Annotated in this window: 16 protein-coding genes, 1 tRNA gene and 1 pseudogene; 9 read left to right on the forward strand and 9 right to left on the reverse strand. The window is 39.8% G+C overall.

The genetic code is table 11. From position 1 onward, the window contains the following. Window positions 1-199 precede the first annotated feature (199 nt). Genes FFJ24_RS19150 through FFJ24_RS19160 form a run of 3 tightly spaced genes read right to left on the reverse strand, consistent with a single transcriptional unit; the run spans window position 200 to window position 7,627 of the window. On the reverse strand, window positions 200-700 hold the full coding sequence (locus tag FFJ24_RS19150; protein WP_138818782.1) for a hypothetical protein: 501 nt from the start codon (window positions 698-700) through the stop codon (window positions 200-202). Next, window positions 694-7,281 (reverse strand): polymorphic toxin type 23 domain-containing protein, encoded by a 6,588-nt coding sequence (locus FFJ24_RS19155; protein ID WP_138818783.1) that lies wholly within the window; start codon window positions 7,279-7,281, stop codon window positions 694-696. The genes FFJ24_RS19150 and FFJ24_RS19155 overlap by 7 nt, the downstream gene beginning before the upstream one ends. Before the next feature lie 28 nt (window positions 7,282-7,309). Then, window positions 7,310-7,627, reverse strand: a complete 318-nt coding sequence (locus tag FFJ24_RS19160; protein WP_210419396.1) for a T9SS type A sorting domain-containing protein — start codon at window positions 7,625-7,627, stop codon at window positions 7,310-7,312. A gap of 556 nt (window positions 7,628-8,183) precedes the next feature. Here FFJ24_RS19160 and FFJ24_RS26805 point away from each other — a divergent pair. Then, window positions 8,184-9,047 (forward strand): annotated as a pseudogene (locus FFJ24_RS26805) (DNA cytosine methyltransferase); the annotation flags it as partial. Window positions 9,048-9,427: 380 nt separating this feature from the next. On the opposite strand, the gene FFJ24_RS19170 reads toward FFJ24_RS26805, so the two are convergent. The 3 genes from FFJ24_RS19170 to FFJ24_RS19180 all read right to left on the reverse strand — a co-directional run bounded on the left by FFJ24_RS19170 (window position 9,428) and on the right by FFJ24_RS19180 (window position 11,909). After that, window positions 9,428-9,512 (reverse strand) — tRNA-Ser (locus FFJ24_RS19170). Window positions 9,513-9,909: 397 nt separating this feature from the next. After that, entirely contained in the window at window positions 9,910-11,340 is a 1,431-nt protein-coding gene (pyk, locus tag FFJ24_RS19175; protein WP_138818786.1) for a pyruvate kinase, read from the reverse strand. Between the two features lie 149 nt (window positions 11,341-11,489). After that, window positions 11,490-11,909 carry an IPExxxVDY family protein gene (locus FFJ24_RS19180; RefSeq protein ID WP_138818787.1) on the reverse strand — a complete coding sequence of 140 codons (420 nt, stop codon included), beginning with the start codon at window positions 11,907-11,909 and terminating at the stop codon, window positions 11,490-11,492. A 158-nt stretch (window positions 11,910-12,067) separates the two neighbouring features. Here FFJ24_RS19180 and FFJ24_RS19185 point away from each other — a divergent pair, with 158 nt between their 5' ends. From FFJ24_RS19185 to rnc, 3 genes are all read left to right on the forward strand, one after another. Further along, a complete protein-coding gene (locus FFJ24_RS19185; protein WP_008508386.1) occupies window positions 12,068-12,304 on the forward strand; it encodes an acyl carrier protein in 237 nt (78 codons plus the stop codon). A 21-nt stretch (window positions 12,305-12,325) separates the two neighbouring features. Then, window positions 12,326-13,579 (forward strand): beta-ketoacyl-ACP synthase II, encoded by a 1,254-nt coding sequence (gene fabF / locus FFJ24_RS19190; protein ID WP_025145352.1) that lies wholly within the window; start codon window positions 12,326-12,328, stop codon window positions 13,577-13,579. A 95-nt stretch (window positions 13,580-13,674) separates the two neighbouring features. Beyond that, the gene (gene rnc / locus FFJ24_RS19195) at window positions 13,675-14,403 is read left to right on the forward strand and encodes a ribonuclease III (RefSeq protein WP_138818788.1); all 729 of its coding nucleotides are present in this window, start codon (window positions 13,675-13,677) and stop codon (window positions 14,401-14,403) included. A gap of 221 nt (window positions 14,404-14,624) precedes the next feature. Here the strand turns inward: rnc and FFJ24_RS19200 are convergent, their stop codons facing one another. The 3 genes from FFJ24_RS19200 to FFJ24_RS19210 are packed head-to-tail and all read right to left on the reverse strand — an operon-like array spanning window position 14,625 to window position 16,775. Continuing rightward, window positions 14,625-15,335 carry a hypothetical protein gene (locus FFJ24_RS19200; RefSeq protein ID WP_138818789.1) on the reverse strand — a complete coding sequence of 237 codons (711 nt, stop codon included), beginning with the start codon at window positions 15,333-15,335 and terminating at the stop codon, window positions 14,625-14,627. Further along, the gene (locus FFJ24_RS19205; RefSeq protein ID WP_138818790.1) at window positions 15,332-16,057 is read right to left on the reverse strand and encodes a hypothetical protein; all 726 of its coding nucleotides are present in this window, start codon (window positions 16,055-16,057) and stop codon (window positions 15,332-15,334) included. Before FFJ24_RS19205 ends, FFJ24_RS19200 begins: the two co-directional genes overlap by 4 nt. Window positions 16,058-16,061: 4 nt before the next feature. After that, the gene (locus FFJ24_RS19210) at window positions 16,062-16,775 is read right to left on the reverse strand and encodes a hypothetical protein (protein WP_138818791.1); all 714 of its coding nucleotides are present in this window, start codon (window positions 16,773-16,775) and stop codon (window positions 16,062-16,064) included. 410 nt (window positions 16,776-17,185) lie between these two features. On the opposite strand from FFJ24_RS19210, the gene FFJ24_RS19215 reads away from it, so the two are divergent. The 5 genes from FFJ24_RS19215 (at window position 17,186) to nadD (ending at window position 20,024) form a co-directional block, all read left to right on the forward strand. Beyond that, window positions 17,186-18,049, forward strand: coding sequence for a YicC/YloC family endoribonuclease (locus FFJ24_RS19215; protein WP_138818792.1), 864 nt, complete (start codon window positions 17,186-17,188; stop codon window positions 18,047-18,049). A 65-nt stretch (window positions 18,050-18,114) separates the two neighbouring features. Next, a complete protein-coding gene (gmk, locus tag FFJ24_RS19220; protein WP_138818793.1) occupies window positions 18,115-18,681 on the forward strand; it encodes a guanylate kinase in 567 nt (188 codons plus the stop codon). A 36-nt stretch (window positions 18,682-18,717) separates the two neighbouring features. Next, window positions 18,718-18,921, forward strand: coding sequence for a DUF2281 domain-containing protein (locus FFJ24_RS19225; protein ID WP_138818794.1), 204 nt, complete (start codon window positions 18,718-18,720; stop codon window positions 18,919-18,921). After that, on the forward strand, window positions 18,921-19,304 hold the full coding sequence (locus FFJ24_RS19230) for a type II toxin-antitoxin system VapC family toxin (RefSeq protein WP_138818795.1): 384 nt from the start codon (window positions 18,921-18,923) through the stop codon (window positions 19,302-19,304). The genes FFJ24_RS19225 and FFJ24_RS19230 overlap by 1 nt, the downstream gene beginning before the upstream one ends. A gap of 147 nt (window positions 19,305-19,451) precedes the next feature. Then, entirely contained in the window at window positions 19,452-20,024 is a 573-nt protein-coding gene (nadD, locus tag FFJ24_RS19235) for a nicotinate (nicotinamide) nucleotide adenylyltransferase (protein ID WP_138818796.1), read from the forward strand. Window positions 20,025-20,114: the final 90 nt, after the last annotated feature.

Below are 20,114 nucleotides of genomic sequence, written 5' to 3' on the forward strand. Positions count from 1 at the left end.
CATTGGATCACAATTAGTGACTATAATATCTGATTCACCTTTTTTATTTTTTATTACCTTAAGCTGGAAATTGTCCGGCGGCATTACTGACTGCCTGCTGTCAACAAATACGTTTCCTTTCATATCGCCGATCCCAATCTCATTGAATGAATGGTCATCGGAGGAAGTCGTCATGGACTCATTCTCAGTGAACATTTAATTACCAATCAGGCTTATATATTAAAAACTTACGGGGTAGATTACGGATTTTATAACGTATTAAGAGGCTCCCAGAAGTCATATAGAAATCATCGTTAACGGTTTTTTTGTACACACCCTTAACCCAGCCACCTCCTTGAGGATGTTTAAAAAAGAATCTTACTTTTAAATTTTGATCTTTATACTCGTAAAATCCCATATCTGCTTTCCTTGGATTAAGAGAAGAGACATCATTAGGGTCGTAATTGGAGAATGTGGCTATTTTCCCATTACTATAAAATTTGACAAATTCTTGCTTAACGTTCTGTAATGTTTCGTTATGGGCAGTATCAATCGCGCCAACCTGCTCATATATCTTTGCGGTATCTATAATGCTAAAGACCTTTGTATCCACTTCCCCTCCCTTCGGTGCATTTGTATTTCTTATCTTGCCATATTCTGTTCGAACCTGGCATCCTGATAAAAGGACTGCCACGGCCATAGCCACAATTTTTCTTACCATGATGTAAAGCTATTACGTGTCTTATATTGAGAAAAGCCATTCCAGTTCCATGACTGGTTAGTAAATTCAGTATCGTGAATAAATCGGTGGATGACACTATTTTGGATTGCATGACGTACGTGTTCGCTATCTACACCGGCCCTATAATTTCCGTATGAAACAGTTAAAGCGCCGAGCCTGTAACGGGTGCCCGTCTCGTTTACGTATGTATTTCTGTGGTATACACCAAATTGATCTTCTGATGCTCTTTCAGCAAATTTCTCAGTTCTTTGGTTTTCCAAACTTCTATTACCTGTAAAAAGACTAAAAGCTACACCGATTTTTTTGTAAGACAAGCTTAATGCCGCTGTTCTATAACTATCATTTCTGTCACCTAAACGCATCTGAGCAATCGGTTTTCCGCCGTCATTTTCATAGGACACCTTGAAATCTCCAAAATGAAAATCGATCAAGCCGGTCCTTTGTTTAAATTCGCTCATTTCGCCCGTTCCCCACCATTGATTAGTGCCTAAGTTAAATCCATTTGTTCCGTTATCATAACCACCCATAAGAGAAGCGCGGATTTCAGCACCTCCTTTCCCAAAGCCTTGATAGTTACTATAAGCCATGAACCCGAATCCGGCGGCAAAATTCCATTTCCCTGTTGAGTATCCGACGCTTAAATTTGCACCCATACCGAACGACTTGCCAAAAACTATTGATGGAGAAATACTGAAATTAAAATCTCCGAGCGAAAAGTTTGCAGATGGCATAAAACCGCCAACGAAGGCTGTCGCAAAAGTTGTCGTTAATGAATTACTTATTAATGCGGAGGGATTGACCCCTCCCGTAATTCCCCCGATAACGGCCCCCGACAACATAGACATTCCTAGCGAGCCCCAGTTCCAGCTGTCTGTCCTTATTGCCGACGCCACATAACTTATTCCACCGGTTAATGCTCCTATGAGAGCCCCAACCGCAACAAATGCCCAGATAAACTCCCCACTTGGGTCGGTAAACATTAGTGGGTTGTTCATTGCGTAACCATACCTGTTATAATTTTGAGTATTGTAAAGATCTTGTACAAAATTATCAGGAGATAAGAAACGGTGTAGTCTAGGGTCATACAAACGTCCATTCATATGGATCAACCCTACCCCTAATAAGTGTTCGTGGCCGGTATAGCCCCTGTCCAATACTAGAAATGCAGCAAGATCATTCCCAAGCCCGTCCTGTATTTTCACAATATTGCCCCACGCATCAAATTGACGCTTCTCGACCACTGCTCCCTGGTCGTTAGTGATCATTACAATGCTTCCCAAATGGTCACGGTGCAGGTAATATAAGTTAGCAGTCTGCACGCTTCCCGACGAGTATTCTTCTTTCCAAATAGCCGGGGCATTGTATGCATCGCCACCCAGATAAAAAACAAAACTGGTTTTTCCCGACTGTATATCGTTAGTAATTTCCATGACACCATCTTCGCTATAATGCCGCCTGTACCTACGCAACATTTTATCGACCTGTTCATCGCCATAATACATGTGCGCCCGGCCAAGTAACGCATTATACTGAAAGCTGACACGCTCCTTACCTTGCTCTATAATCTCCACGGGACTTTTAAAAGCATTATAGCTGATCTGTTGAAGTGGATGGTCAGTTTGATAATAAGGATTGGCACCAGTATTTAGTATAAGCTCACTTTGGCGGTAAGTATTGCCATCATAAGTGTAAGTTCCTAACTGGCTATTGTCGGTTATCCTTCCGCGATTGTCGTATACTTGGCTGTTATTGCCCACGTTATCATTAAATGCAGTGAGCCGATCCTGGTTATCATAGCTGAAGCTTTCGCTCCAGTTAAAGGCGCTGTTGCTCCTACTGTTTAATAAACCCCGCTGCGCATCATAACTATAACCGAGGCTCATCAGGGTTACGGGTGTACCAGACACGTTTTCTAACAGGTTCTGCTGTGGCAATCCATAGGCATCGTACTGAATGGTTTTTTTTAATGCCGTCCCTTGCATAGCTTGTGTTAAATTCCCCCTGCCATCTAGCAGATCCACCTTCCAAAGTATCTGCCCGGTGCCCTGTAAAGTTGTTTGCACAAGCCAGCCGTTCTGGTATTGCAATTCTATACTTTTGGCGGCTACGATATTATTGGCTTTGTTTTTTGCCTCGTAACTTTCCGTGCTAATCCGGCCAAAGCTGTCATAAGTATATCCTTTGACGAAGCGGGCGTGCAGATTATCTTCAACTGTGCTACTTATCCTTTTGTCTCCGTCATAATTGTAGGTATAAGTCGCATTATTGCCATCGGCATTGGTCAGCGCCATAGCTCTCAGCAACTTGGTTGTACCATCATATGTATAGTCTTGTTGGATATTGGTTTCATCACCAGTGATTTTTTTCTGCGTCAGATTACCCGCACCATCATAGGTCATTTCTGTGGTCCCTTTGGGTGTTATTTCTTTGATCACCTGCCCCCACTCATCATACTGGTATTCGTATACCCCGGCAGATGGATCAGTGAGCCTGGTTTTTCGTCCCCAGCCATCCTGTTCCATGGTCTGTACAATCCCGCTATAATCGGCGGTTTTCAAATTGCCATTGGCAAAATAAGTATAGTTGATTGTCCCTCCAGGATCTTGTAAGCTCACCACCTGGCCCATTGCGTTTTTGGTAGAGGTTATGCTTTTGATTCCATCGTTCATTGTAGTGCTTAATCCACCATAACTGATATTGGTCACTTTGCCAGTAAAACTGGTAGTTTGTTTTACCCTTCCATATTCATCATATGCGGTGTCGTTCCACTGGCTAGCCGAACCTTGTGCAGCTTGTTCGCTCTGACGGGCAAGACGACCATAAACATCATATTCCGTTTCGGATGCCAGGTTGTCTCCCAGTACGGTTTTAGTATAGCTGCTTATTTTTTGCTCGAACGCGTTTAAGGCAGTGCCAGCAACGCCGCCCTCATCATTGATCTGCGTAATTGTAATACCCCCGTTCGGCGCGGTTGCATACGTTGTGGCTGTCACCTTGCCGAGATAGTCGGTGATTGAAATTACCCTGCCCCAGGTATCATAATCATTGGTTGTCGTCTGCCCAAAAGGATTGGTTGCAGTAAGCAGATTTCCAGTACTACTATTATAAGTACAAGTAGTGGTCATCCCATTAATATCTGTTGAACTGACCATAAACCTTCCTGATCCGTCATACTGCATTGAAATAGTCCGCTGGGCACCACCGGGTGCCGTCGTCGTTTTTTGGGTCACATTACCAAAACTGTCATAGGTCATATCCTCTATAACCCAGCCTGTGTTGTTTCCTTTCTTTTTTACCCGGCTTGGCAAAAAACCACTATAAGTATATTCGTCTTCCGTTGTAAAAATCTCTGCCCCATTAGTTAGGGTAGCCTTGCTGGACAATATCCTTCCGATGTAATTACCGGCCGGATTGTTATCATAAGTAATGTCTGCTGTTTTTGATCCCTCACCGTTAAAATTGCCTATGCTTTTAGTAACATTATAGAAATTATCATATTCCATAGTTTGAGTACTGAAAGTTCCACCAAGCATATCTTTACTAATTGTTCCCACAGCTAGGTTTACGAGGACTTTATTCGGCAAAAGCTGTGTGCTGTAAACCTGGTCTGTCCTGCTGATATAGTCGTTCAGCGATGCCCCGTCTGCAGTGTTTGTTGGTGTCAGGGCCATATCTTTTATCGACGAATTGATGTAGGTTGATTTTGCACTGAAACTTCTGACTGCTGCACCCCGTAGAAGCGGATCAGAAATACTGATATTAAACATCCTGTTATTGTCACTACTGTTTACATGCCAATTACTACGTGTGAGTTCGCCAAAGCCCATAAACCCCAGTCCGCCAATGTGGCTTACGGCTTTACCATAACCAAATACTTGCTGAATTTGCTCCCCGTTATAATTCCTTGCCAGCTTACTGACCACGCTCACTCCAGGTAGCGTATACGAGTCAGCATAGGGATAAGTTTGGCTGTTTCCCGCTTGGTAGAGTTCAATATCAGTTGTACTCTGTTCACCGCTAAGTTCGTTATAGGTGATCGAGTGCGTTACTCCATCCTGATAAATACCTGTGATCTGCACCTCATCCCTAAAATCTTTCTGAAATTTAAATAGCGAAATAGTGGCATCACTTATAAATCCAAATTCGGGCCTGAAGTTCTTTCGGTTTGGATTTAGGAATATCGGGATTGGGTTATGCTTGAGATTTGTAAACTGGCTCATAGAATAGGATGAGCTAAAGGTTGGTGTATGATCTGAGGAAGATGGGCCTAGGTTATAATAAATATTGAGGTTTATTGTCCCGCCGTTCACTCCATTTTGCGAAACGGTCTCTCCTCTGATAATATCTGTTTTTCCATCGCCGTCCACGTCATTGGAAACAAGATAGTATTGACGTAATACTTCATAGCCAGACCCTGGTCCCGGTGACCAATAAGCCGCAGTGTTCGAAAAAGGTTGGTTTTGGGTATATTTTAAAAACGAATAACCTGTGGATATAAACGTTGAAAACTGTGAATTATATCCTGTCGAAAACATGATGTCCATTTTCCCGTCCCCATTGTAGTCTCCAATTAAGGGAATATCAGTACTGCTCGTAGGCGCACCAGGAGTTTGCCACAAAAGTTCTAGTGTTCCTGCGTCATTCATTGAGTAGACCACTAAATAACCATCCGAGAGCTGAAGGATATCTGTTTTTCCATCGCCATTAAAGTCTGCGGTTAAGAGAGGTTGGCCTGTACGATAGGAGACAGCGAGTGCTCCTATATTTGTCACATAACCGGAAGTTAGTCTCCGGTCCATATTAATCAGGTAAGCAGAGGAGCCAACATCTCCGAATAAATAGTCACAGAAATTAACCCCCGTTACGGGGTCTGCACCGTAAAATTTATTTAGAAGCGCATAGGAATTGTTTATCCCGATAACATCAGTGAGCCCATCTCCATTGAAATCCCCCGAAACAAACTTAATATCAAGCGGAGTGCCCTGATAGGTGATCCCATCACATTCTGCATAGAATGTCGGACTGTATGGGGCCGTATCCCATACCCTGTCATATTGATAATAAACAGTAGATGTAATGCCTGCGGAAAGCATCTCAAATTTGTAAGCGCCCGGTCCGTTGTCCTTAACTACGATCAAGCCCTGTTGTGGCAATAATTTATTATTATGACTTAGCCAGGTAGCCGGAATCAGTTCTTTGAAAGCACCGGTATTGACAGGCATGCCCCACTGAAGATTTGAACCACTTGGAACCATATCATAAAAAGCATAGAATTTGGTTTTATCGGCTTTATTGTACCACAGAAAATCCATTGTACCGTTACCGGTAAAATCGGCTGTTACAATTTCCGAGTTGTTGAAATCAATTCCAGATATGCCAAAATTTGAAATGGTACTGGAAGGGATAATATTTCCGGTAGCCCCATAGGTAAAAGAAACCGGTGCAAGGGGTGTTGTCCCGTCCCCATTCTTTTCCTGTACTGCCGTTATCCGCTGATAGTTGAGGTCAGATACCGTACCGTAGTCTAACTGGTAATTTCGGAAGCCACTGCCATTGGCAATAACAGAAATATTACTAAGCAAGTTGGAACTGTAGGATTCAGCACCCCCGGCATATGCTTGTTCACCCCTAGTTGCCGACATGTAATTGAAAACAATTTGGTTTAGACTAGCAGAGTTACCCAAACTGCCATATTCTATCCGCGCAATAGATAGATTATTGTTACTATTGTTATAATAGTAGCTAATCCGCGCACCAAGTGGGTTTTCAGAATAAGTAATGGCATAGGTCAAGGATGTTTCAGAAGCAACACCAACTCCATAGTAAACTTTTGAGCCATCAGGGTGGATTACTTCAAAATAATCTGGCCCAATTCCTGATTCCCCTCTGGAGAATATCCTGATATTAGAATAATTTTCGGTCTGGTATTCCGAACCATCCGCGCCATAAACCCCGCTCTTAAGCATTAACCTTTGCCCATCCAGGGCAAAGCGGTCTTTTGAATCCCAGTATGTATTTCCTATAAATCCGTCGTGGAACATTGTAGCAGGTATACGTGTAATAGTAGATAAACCTGATAGGCTCCAACCCAAGCCAAGGCTCCCATTGCCTCCCTGACTATTATAGACCAATGCAAGCTTAGGCACAGCATTGCCTAGTCCTGGCGGCAGGGTCAGGGGAATAGAATAAGTTGCGCCACCTGTAGCGGATACATCTACGCTTCCTGCAATCCTACCTGCTGTAGAAAATATAACAGGACCAACAGGGTCTCCCGGATCTCTTGGGTCTATTGGATCAGTAGGGTCTCCCGGATCGCCGGGGTGACCGGGGTCGCCCGGAGGATAATAGACATTTTTTGTAGCATTGGCACCTTTCCCAGCTGATGCGTCGGTCTTGAATACAGGGATACTGCCTTTAATAAACTTTAATTCCTGTCCGGGAATGATAATACGTTTAGTTGTGTCGTTAGTTTTTTTCGGTAAGTTGGTCTTAACCTGTGCTCGGCTGATCTGAAAGCTGAGGGCAAAAACTATTAGCAAGAGTATAGAAATATTTTTCATTGGAGCGATGTTTTTGAAAAATGAGAGGTTAGTGTTTAATCAACTTTATCGTTTCTGTTTTCAAATCGGAATACTGCCCGACCAATAGATAAGTACCGGGTGGTAATTGTTGAAAAGGAATAACAGTTTGGCGTTCATCAGGCTTATATGACATTCTAAAAACCTTGTTGCCGCCGACACTATATACATCCAGGCTTTTGAGAAAGATTTTATCTGGGGCACCCCAGGAAACGTTAAGCGTTTCCTTAAGTGGGTTTGGGTAGGCCTTTATACCCCGTTCAGTAATTAGCCCCTCGCTTCCCAGTTCGCTTCCGGGAGTAATAAGGTTTTTATTCGCTGTTGCCATCTGTCTCGCGGATGGACAGTTTATACATACCCAGCGCCGCTCGGTCTGATTCCCAGATGCGTCATAGCTGAAGGCCAGTTTCTGCGCGATCGAATTTTTTAAAAAGGCTAATGTAAATACGAAGAAGAATAGAGCGCACTTTTCCATTGTAGAGAGGTTTCGTTAAAATCTGATGATCGATTTTACCTAAAATTTTAGTCGAAATAATTTTTTTTACATCAACCGCCTGTTTTTCAGGATGTCAACCAATCAGTTTTTTACACGAACCAATTTTCCAACCGAAACCATTGCGTAGCGCAATCAATAATGGAATAGCTTTTTCGGAATTCTTTTGCGATCCTCTTAATGGAGAGCTGGTTCAATTTCTATCTGGTTAAATTTATTACCTACTACCAAAGTATCATAATTGTAAATCATCCATATCCAATTTTGCCACCGTACCCGATGGTCCGATAACCGCCCCTTAAACGAGGAGGCCAGAATGAAAGGACAGAGAAAATTCAGGCATGGAAGTTTATTCAGTGGAATAGGCGGCTTTGACCTGGCAGCAGGATGGATGGGATGGGACAATGTGTTTCACTGTGAACTCAGTGCATTCTGTAAACAAGTGTTGAGTTATTATTACCCAAAAGCAAAGAGCTATGGCAACATTAAAGAAACAGACTTCAGACCGCACAGGAGTAGCATTGACATCCTCACCGGGGGATTTCCCTGCCAGCCGTTCAGCGTCGCCGGGAAACGGCAAGGAACCGCCGATGAGCGCCACTTGTGGCCCGACATGCTTAGAGCAATACGGGAGATCAGACCACAATGGATCGTGGGCGAAAATGTTCGCGGAATTATTAGTTGGAATGGCGGAGTGGTCTTCGAGCAGGTACAGGCTGAGCTGGAGACTGAAGGATACCAGGTTCAACCGTATGTACTTCCTGCTGCAGGTCTCGGCGCTCCGCACCGTAGGGAGCGGGTTTGGTTTATTGCCTACTCCGGTCGCAATGGATACGGGGGCAATGGATATCCAGAAGATAGACGAGAGAAGGGAAAGGCTAAAAGCAATGAAGATGAACGGCAACGGTTTCGGCATGAGCCTGGCAGAGATGGTGCAACGCATGCTTCTTCCCACACCAATAGTGTCCGACGCGACAGTGGGAGCTATAATTGGCAAGACGACCGATTCAAACCAACCAAAGGTCTTCCAAGAAAGATCAATCAGAATGGCAAGTCGGGAAGTGTGGGGCTGGCGCGGTTGATGCAACTTCTTCCAACGCCACTAGCTTCGGACTGGAAAGGGATGCATCCGAGGGATTACCGAAAGGACACAGAGGGCAACCTGGTCCTGAAACCGTCGAGCCTGCCGGGAACTATAGAATTCCGGGATGGGAAAACTTCCCACAAACTGAACCCACTATTTGTAGAGGAAATGATGGGATTCCCGGAAAATTGGATTACAAATCAGATTTCACAAGAGACATACGATAGATGGCACTCCTCAATAAATAATAATAAGCGGATAATTGAAGGAATGATAGGTAGGTTGAGTGGAGACTATAATGCTACTCATAAGATTCTGATGACTAATGTGGAAAAACTTACAGACTTGGAATTTATCTATAAAAATGCGTCGCCATTGGATAAACAGGAGCTCTTAAGGGTGGTGTTCGAGCGAAATCTCTACTATCAAAACGGTATGTATCGAACACCTACAATGATAGATTTATCATCACATAACTCACAGATAATGAGCGAGAAAGGGCTGCTTATATATGAAAAAAAGCGGGAGAATTTTTCAATTCCCCTGCTCAGCGGAGAGGGCGGGATTCGAACCCGCGGTACCTTGCAGTACACACGCTTTCCAAGCGTGCTCGATCGACCACTCTGACACCTCTCCGTATCGGATTGCAAAAGTAATTTTTTTATTTATATCTCCACAAAAAATTAATGACAATAAATTCAGTCTGATGAATTTATTCTTTTGTTAAGTTATATCCCTTTTAATCGCTTGTTTTTTGTAGAGCTGAAATCGTATAAAACACATTCCAAAGATTTCTCCACTGCGGTCGAAAGGATGGTTCGCAAAGCAGACAGTTTTACTCTTTTGACGGACTTTCGGCGGACTTAAGTCGGGGTTTCGTCGGACTTATGACAATCATATCCGACTAAAGTACGACTTAATTCCCTCTTATATCTGTAGATAAGGATAAGCACTTAGCCGGGTATGTAAAGGAGCGGGCATAAAAAAAGGCGCTTCATTTAAAATGAAGCGCCTTGCAATAAATTTTATATAATTAATCTATAACTGTAATTTTTAACATATTGGTTTTTCCTTTTGCTTCCATCGGGATAGCGGCGGTATTAATTACGATATCGCCTTGTTTAACCAATTTTTTGCTTTTTAAGAATTCATTTACCTCAATGATGGTATTATCGGTGCTTTCCCACTTATCGTAGTAGAAACCTCTAACGCCCCAAAGCAAACTTACTGCATTTAATAATGCCCTGTTGCTGGTAAAAATAAAGGTTAAAGCCTCCGGACGGTGACTCGAAATTTCGAAAGCAGTATAACCGCTTAAAGTCATCGATACAATACCCACTGCATTGGTCTGTTTCGCTAAGAAACAAGCCGAATCGCAAATCGCATCGCTTAAGAAAGATGGAGATTTTGGTTTTAAAAATTTATCAGGATTGAAAGGATAGTTGTTTTGCTCAATGTTCTGAATAATTTTTTGCATGGTTTCGATCACGATCAGCGGGAATTCTCCAACTGAAGTTTCGCCGCTTAGCATCACTGCGTCAGCACCATCCAGAACAGAATTTGCTACATCATTCACCTCTGCGCGTGTTGGGCGAGGTGTAGTGATCATACTCTCTAACATCTGGGTAGCCACAATTACTGGTTTAGAAGCTGCCCTACATTTAGCAACAATCATTTTTTGTAACAATGGAACTTCTTCCATCGGACATTCAACACCCAAATCGCCACGGGCCACCATAATACCATCTGTAACGGCAATAATCTCGTCTATGTTGGCAATAGCCTCTGGTTTTTCTATTTTGGCGATTACACGGGCAGTTTTGCCACGTTCAGCAATAATTTTTTTAAGTTCGATAATATCTTCTGCCTTACGCACGAAAGATAAACCGATCCATTCTACATCGTTCTCTAAAACAAATTCTAAGTTTTCGCGATCTTCTGGTGTTAATGAAGGAATAGAAACTTTGGTATTTGGCAGGTTAACACCTTTTCTTGAGGTTAAAATTCCACCGTGAACGATTTCACAAACTACTTCATCTTTTAAATTCGTAGAAATCACTTTCATCTGCAGCTTTCCATCATCTAAAAGGATGATTTCTCCAGCCTGAACATCCTGAGGAAAGTTTTGGTAAGTGATGTAAATACGTTCTTCATTACCAATACATTCGTTAGTTGTAATTACAGTAGTTTTTCCGTTAATCAGGTTAATACCACCTTCTTTTACTAAACCAATACGGATTTTAGGGCCTTGTAAATCGGCAAGGATACCTACATTATATTCGTATTTTTTGTTTAAATCGCGGATGGTATCCAAAACAGCCTGATGATCGGCTTGTGATCCGTGTGAAAAATTTAGACGGCAAACATCTAAACCTGCGTTAAACATACTATATAATACATCTGGTTTTGCTGATGCAGGCCCAAGCGTGGCGACAATTTTAGTTCTCGAATGAAAAGGTTTCATTTATTAATTGATTTTAGCAATGCAGTTTAAGAAAGCACTAATTATTATCTAAAATAATCAAACTGCATTAAATTTTATATATTTTGTTTTTTTGTTCTTTGTTTGTAACCGTCAAATATAGTGTATTTAATACACCATGTATATAATTTTTATATTACCAAATTCTCACGACTCTTTAATTTTGTTGGATCTATCTTTGCAGCCACCTGTATATCAGGCAGTTTATTCAATCCGTTAATTAAATAATCCAAATCTTCCTTATCAATAAATTCTTTAATAATAATAAAAAAATCGACTTTGCTCATCTCCGGAATTAGAAAACCATCACTACTTTTATTGCAAATTAAGTAGTATTCTACCTCACCTTGCTCTACAAAAAAGTAATATTTAGAGAAAGACCAGGCTGGTTCGTCGATATTAAAAAATATTTCGTGGTCTTCTATTTTTTCAAATTGTGTATTTAACCGGGTATTAATTTTGTGGCAAAGCACATAGTCTTTTAGGGGTGCTGTGATCGCAATTAGTATAAAATCAAGGTCTAAGGTAAGTTTTAGGTAAGTCTTATTCAAAGCGAAATAAATTATTTACAGAACGAAATTAAAAAACTAATTCTATATTCGCTGTGTTATTGAGGTACCAAAATTACGTATCGAAATAAAAACATTTGAAAATTGTAAGAATTTATTTTTCTTTGCACAGAATTATTTAACCATTAAATTATAAAATTATGTCTGATATTGCTTCAAGAGTTAAGGCTATTATCGTAGAAAAACTAGGTGTTGACGAAAGCGAAGTTACGCCAGAGGCTTCATTCACCAACGATTTAGGTGCAGATTCTTTAGATACCGTAGAATTGATTATGGAATTTGAAAAAGAATTCAATGTAGCTATTCCTGATGATCAGGCTGAAACCATCGGTACAGTTGGCCAGGCGATTGCTTATTTGGAAAAAAACGTTAAATAGAATTACGCTTTTTCAGTATAAATGGAATTAAAAAGAGTAGTAGTAACAGGGTTGGGTGCGCTCACTCCTATAGGCAATAATGTTCCTGATTTTTGGGAAGGATTGACTAACGGGGTGAGTGGCGCTGCTCCTATTAAGGGTTTTAACACTGAAAAGTTTAAAACTAAATTCGCTTGCGAGGTAAAAAACTTTAATCCAGAAGACTTTTTGGATAAAAAAGAAGCCCGTAAATTAGATCCGTTTGTACAATATGCTCTTGTATCAACAGAGGAAGCGGTTAAGGACGGTGGTTTTGATTTTGAAAAATTAGATACTAACCGGATCGGTGTAATCTGGGGTGCGGGCATAGGTGGATTAAAAACTTTCCTTGATGAAATTTCAAATTTCGCCAAAGGAGACGGTACGCCAAGGTACAATCCATTTTTTATTCCTAAAATGATTGTAGATATTGCTCCAGGGCATATCTCGATCAAATACGGCTTACGTGGGCCGAATTTTGCAACTGTTTCGGCATGTGCTTCTTCTACCAACGCCATGATTGATGCATTTAACTATATCCGTTTGGGTATGGCCGATGTCATCATCAGCGGAGGTTCTGAAGCCATCATTAACGAAGCGGGTATGGGTGGCTTTAACGCCATGCATGCATTATCAACACGTAATGATGATCCGGCAACGGCCTCGCGTCCTTTTGATAAAGACCGTGATGGATTTGTGGCCGGTGAAGGTGCAGGAACCATTATTTTAGAAGAACTTGAACATGCTAAGGCAAGGGGTGCAAAAATTTATGCAGAACTTGTGGGCGGTGGAATGAGTGCTGATGCAAATCACATCACGGCACCACATCCTGAAGGTTTGGGCGCTAGAATGGTAATGACTAATGCACTAAAAGATGCTGGTTTAACAACTGCTGATATAGATTATATCAATGTTCATGGTACTTCTACCCCACTGGGTGATATTAGTGAAACCAAGGCCATTGGTACATTGTTTGGTGAGGATGCTTATCGTTTAAACATCAGTTCAACCAAATCAATGACTGGTCACCTGTTGGGTGCAGCCGGAGCTATTGAGGCTATTGCAGCAATTCTTTCTGTTAAAAATGATATTGTTCCTCCAACAATCAATCATTTTACTGATGATCCTGCATTTGACCCTAAATTGAATTTTACTTTTAACAAAGCGCAAAAACGTACTGTTAGAGCTGCTTTAAGTAATACATTCGGTTTTGGTGGCCATAACGCTTCTGTTATTTTCAAGAAATACGAAGATTAATTTAGAACAGTACCGCTATATAATTTTGTATGCTAATTAAAAATAGATAACTTAGTTAAATATGCTGATTAGCCGTTAATTGTGTTATTTATTTAATGCCGATATTAAAATTATATAAACTCTATCTCTCTCCTGAAAAGGAGTTTGTTAAAAAGCTGAAAAACATTTTAGGCTTTGTTCCAGGCAATGTTACGCTCTATAAAATGGCGTTCAGACATCGTTCTGCTGCAAAAATTCTAAAAAATGGAAGCAGGAGTAGCAACGAGCGCCTGGAATTTTTAGGCGACGCTGTTCTGGGTTCGGTAATAGCAGAGCTCCTTTTTAAACACTATCCCTATAAAGAAGAAGGGTTTTTAACCGAAATGCGTTCTAAGATTGTAAACCGGGCTAATTTAAACCAGTTGGCAAAAAAAATTGGTTTTGATAAGCTTATTCAGTTTGATCAACGATCAGTAAGCATACAAACCAAACACAATTCGATGCTGGGTGATGCTTTTGAAGCCATTATTGGTGCCATCTACATGGATAAAGGATACAATTTTACCAAAGAATTTTTATTGCGCAGAATTGTAAAACCTCATATCGATATCCACACCTTAGAGCTCACAGAAACGAATTTCAAAAGCAAACTTATTGAATGGTGCCAACGCCATGGTAAGGATGTAATGTTCGAACTGGCGGAAAATGGTGAAGGGGAAAGTGCCAAACTATTTACCATTAGCGCGATTGTTGAAGGTGAAAAATATGGTACAGGAAGAGATTACAATAAGAAAAACGCAGAGAAATTAGCAGCTGAAAAAGCTTGTGAAGCGTTGAGTATATAGGTTCATTGGTTGAATTACCATTGGGTTAGCTGTTTACAGTATTAAACTTAATTGCTTTATTGATGGGATTGCAGATTGTTGGGAATAGTCGGTTAATTGTCGATATAAGTTAAAACTTCAGACCTCCAACACCTGACTTCGGAATTTATTTTATACACCCAAAACTCAGCACCCCAAACTTCTAACGCCAAACTGACTCAGGATGGCTTAAAGACTCTCTACTACTTGCCTTTCCCCAAAGTATCGGTAAACTTCTTAGAAGATTCTTTAATGTATTTAATGTAATCATAACTATTCCAGTACTGCGCTTTATCAAATTCAGGACGGCAGTTTAACATGTATTTCTCTAAGGTATCACCTCTTAGTTCGGTGTTGTTTTTAATCATACTCTGATTGAAGTATACGTCAATTTGCGATTGTTTGATTTCATTATCGGCATACCTGCCAAACCTCCTTGCATTTTTAGGATCAGTACCAAATAGGTTATATAGCGCATTCAATGGACTAAATATAGCTGACAAAACCGTTGTTTTACCGCCGTTGTACACCCCCTTGTTTTTAAACTCACGCTTAATATCGTCTAAATCCTGTTTTTTGGTATTTCCCCTAATGGTTACATCATCAAGCGTGGTACTTCCTCTAATCAGGTAAATAACCAAATCTTTTTCGCTGTTCACCACAACACGCTGATCGATCAGATCGCGCTTAATAACCAACAGTGTATCACCAATTTTAGCTTTAAGCTGGAACATCCCGATATCATTACTGCCCACCCCTATTCCGGTACGCAGGTTGGTAATTTCTGATAAGGCAATCCTGATATTTGAACCTTTTTCGATAACCACACCTCTGATAATAAATTCTTGTGCCTTTGCGACAAAGCCAATTGAAGTAAGAACGAAAAGTATGATGACAAATTTTAAATTTTTCATTGTGTAGCGAATTTGTGCTTCAGGGTATCGGTATATTGTTTGGCCGATTCCCTGATGTATTTAACAGCATCGTAATTGTTCCAGTTACTCACCATGCCGCGAGTTGGGTAATAATCAAGCAGAAATTTGTCGAGATCTTTCCCTGTTAATGTGGTATTATTTGAAACCAGGCTTTTATTGAAGAATTTATCCACTTCCATTAGGCCTAATTCCTTTTTGTAATAACGGTTAAAGTTACGTGCCCTGGTCGGTGTTTTCCCAAATAATTCGTATAAAAACGTTAACGGACTACCACCGAAGGGATTTAGTAAACTTAATGGAGGTTTACCTTCAAAAAATGACCCGTTTCTTTTAAAGTCGCGCTTAACACTTTCCATCTCCTGCTTTTTAGCCTGGCCTTTAACCGTCACCTCTTCAAGCACAGTACTCCCCCTCAGTAAATATACCACCAGATCCTCATCGGTATTTAGCACTAATTTTTGATCGGTTAAATTTTTCTTCGTAATCAACAAAGTATCACCAATCTTAGCCTTTAGCTGAAACATTCCGATATCGTTACTGCTAGCGCCCATTTTACTACGCAAATTGGTTATTCCGGCTAAAGCAACACGCACATTGGAACCCTTTTCAATCACCACCCCTTTCAATACAAAATCCTGGGCTTTAATTTTTAAGCCTTGCATTAAGATGATGATTAAAAGAGTAGCTTTTAAAGGTTTCATTTTATTATAATGAGGTATTTAAAGTATCCAAATACTGTTTTGCAGATTTTTTAATGTAATCAGCGGCATCATAAGTATTCCAGTTTTTAATCTGTTTATGTTTCGGCCTATAATCCAGCATAAACTTATTCAGTTGCTTTCCTGTTAAACTGGTGTTATTTTTAACCAGGCTTACATTAAAAAACCGGTCTATTTCCAACTCTTTTGCCTCGTTATCATAATAGCGGTCAAAGCGTTTTGCATTTTTTCGTTCTGCGCTAAAAAGCTCCATTATTGCGGCCAACGGGTAACGCACATAATAAAGCGGGTTTCTCTTTTTACCATAAAAATAAGTTTTCTTACGGTGTTCTAACCTAACAGCTGATAGGTTTTGTTGTTTGTTTTCTGCCTTAATTGTTACATCATCAAGCAGCATATCTGTCCTAACCAGGTTAATAATCAAGTCCTGATTGTTCGGTACAACCACATAAACATTATCGAAATGCCTTTTGGTAATCAATAGAGTATCGCCGGATTTGGCTTTCACCTCAAAGAAACCCATATCGTTACTTCCTACCGCTTGTTTATTATTAATATTGGTTACCACAGCTAATGCAATACGGATCTGAGTTCCTTTTTCTAAAATAACTCCTTTTGCTGATGTAATTTGGGCGAGCGTTTTTTTAGGCAAAATGAACAATAGCAATGAAAGTGATAACATGATCAAAAATGCTTTCATATCTATAAGATATTTTTGTAAAATTAACATTTGTTAACCTTGTAAACTGTTAAAGAAACGTTAATAATCATGAGAAAGTAACGGGTAGATTTGTTTATTTTGTGTATTATATTCTTTGTATTCATGCTTACAGTTGCCACATTTATGTTTATGGATAGAGGAGCTGCATCATGTAGGCAACAGGCCTGCTAAAAGCCTCCCACTTTGTAAATAAACCTGATTGAAATGAAAAGCCCACAGCGCAGCGAGGACTTGCAATAAAAAGCAGAGCTGCAATCCCCGAAGAAATACTGAACGCTGGTTTTCTAATGATAAAGCTATTTTATCCGGCAAGCTATATTTCCTGGCTCCTTGACCATTATTATTTCTCCTTTCAGCTTAAAACCCTATCTTTGCGCATGATAAAATCCATGACAGGATACGGCTTAGCAACAGCCGATTATGCAAACGCAAAGTATAGTGTCGAAATCAAATCGCTCAACAGTAAATTTCTGGAGCTGAATTTAAAATATCCTAAAGCTTTTTCTGATAAAGAGTTGATTCTGCGCAACATCTGCAGTAAAGACATCGAAAGAGGAAAGGTAAGTTTAAGCATCAATGTAGAACGCACCAATGGCGAAGTTACAGGTGCAACCATTAATACCGCATTATTAAGTCACTATTACAAGCAGCTTGTTGACGTTAACAATGAACTAGGTGCTGACAGCAGTAACTTATTGCAAACAGCATTAACCTTTCCTGACGTAATTAGTTATAAGGAAGAAAGTGTGAGTGAGGATGAGTGGAACCATTTATTCCAGATTTTCAACTCGGCTTTAACCAATTTCAATAAATTCAGAGAAGATGAAGGCGCTGTTTTAAAGGCTGATTTAGAGCTGAGAATTAAAAACATTCTTTCTTATTTCAAATCTGTTGAGGAACTGGAGCCTAAGAGAATTTCGGCTATCCGCGATAAATTTACCCAGTTTTTGGATGATGCAGTAGGCAAAGTAAATATCGATCAGAACCGTTTCGAACAGGAATTGATTTATTACATCGATAAAATTGATATTACTGAAGAAAAAACCCGTTTAAAAAGCCATTGCGATTATTTCTTGCAAACTTTAGCAAGCAAAGAAGCAAACGGAAAAAAAATGGGATTCATTTCTCAGGAAATTGGACGTGAAATTAATACTATGGGTGCAAAAGCAAATGATGCCCGGATGCAACAGTTTGTTGTAGGTATGAAAGAAGAATTAGAAAAGATAAAAGAACAGTTACTGAATGTGTTGTAGCGTTAGGCGTAAAGCGACAAGCGCTTAACGCCTAACGCCTAACGCCAATCGCAAAACTTTTAAAAATGCAAGGCAAATTAATCATATTTTCGGCACCATCAGGAGCAGGTAAAACCACCATAGTTCATCATTTATTAAAAAAGTTTCCTGAACTGAGCTTTTCTATTTCTGCCACAACACGCGAGTCGAGAGGTAATGAACAACATGAAAACGATTACTATTTTATCAGTAAAGAAGAGTTTTTACACAAAGTTGCCCATCAGGAATTTGTAGAGTTTGAAGAGGTTTACAATGGAACCTTTTATGGCACTTTACGTTCAGAAATTGAGCGTATCTGGAACGATGGCAAACATGTAATTTTCGATATTGATGTAGAAGGCGGTATCCGTTTGAAAAGGAAATATGAAGAAGATGCGCTGGCTATTTTTGTTCAGCCGCCATCTTTAGATGTTTTAAAGGAACGATTAAGCGGTCGCGGAACAGATAGTCCGGAAAAATTACAGGAACGTTTTATTAAAGCGGAGAAAGAATTGCTTTATGCAGATAAGTTTGATGTAATTTTAAAAAATTACGATCTGGCTACGGCTTGTGCTGAAGCAGAGCAGTTGGTAGGTGATTTCCTGAAGAAATAGTTTTCTTAAGAGCACAGAAATCTTTATATTTGATTGATGACTGATATTCAATTATATAGCCAAATATCTTCATTGCCTTCAGACCTGAAGAAGCAAGTGTCTGATTTTGTCTCATCCCTAAAGAAAAAATCGAAAGCCAGTAAAAAACTGAAAGAAAGACAATTTGGCTATGCCAAAGATTTCTTTAAAATGTTTGCCGATTTTGATGAACCATTAGAAGACTTTAAAGATTATATGTAATGCAATTTCTGTTAGATACGCATACATTTATTTGGTTTATAAATGGAGATTCATCTTTGCCAAATAAAATAATTGATGAAATCAAAAATCTAAAAAATCAATGTTTTATTAGCATTGCCAGTATTTGGGAGATTGCGATAAAATGCAAACTAAATAAGCTGTCTTTAAATGCAGACTTCGATAGGATTTTAGACTTTCTGGATCAGAATCAAATAGAAATATTGCCAATTTCATTCGATCATATTGTTAAGCTGAACGAATTAGATTTTCATCATCGTGATCCATTTGATCGGATTTTGAGTGCTCAAGGCATCTCAGAAAATTTAACCATTTTAACAAAAGACCAAAACTTTAGCTTTTATAAGACTAAAACACTTTGGTAAACTAATAATATAAATAAATCCGTCATTGCGAAATGAAGTGACGGGAAAAGCGCACAATAATGAAGCAATCTTTTTCGCAAAATAGATTGCTTTGGCTCCCTCAATCCAGCCTCTCAATGACGATCACAGATACTGAAAACCGCAAATATGAAAACTGGTCTTTTCTTCGGTTCATATAACCCAATCCACACCGGCCATTTAATTATTGCCAATTATATGGCCAACCACACAGCGCTTGATGAAGTTTGGCTGGTAGTTTCTCCACATAATCCACTAAAAGATAAAAGTGGTTTAACCAATATGTACGACCGCCTGGAAATGGCGAAACTGGCTACCGAAAATGCAGATCATATCCGCGTAAGTGATATTGAATTTGCATTGCCGCAGCCTTCATATACCATAGATACTTTAACTTATCTCCACGAAAAATATCCGGAAAAGGAATTTGTATTGATCATGGGTGCTGACAACCTCGTTTCATTTAAAAAATGGAAAAACTATGAGGTATTGCTAAAAAATTACCAGATTTATGTATACCCCCGCCCTGGGGCAGATGTTAGCGATTGGGAAAACCATCCGGCTATTACTTTTACTAATACCCCTTTAATGGAAATATCCTCCACTTTTATTCGCAAGGCGATAAAGGAGAAAAAAAACGTTCAGTTTTTCCTTCCGGATAAAGTAATCGATTTTATAGATGGCAAAGGGATGTACAGATAGCATCAATCTTTTCTTCCATAAATCAACAGGCTTACAACAAATTGTATTAAATCAATTACTTGGATTGGTTTTTGTTTAATTAGCCCTTAG

The organism is Pedobacter sp. KBS0701, assembly GCF_005938645.2.
Taxonomy (GTDB): Bacteria; Bacteroidota; Bacteroidia; order Sphingobacteriales; family Sphingobacteriaceae; genus Pedobacter.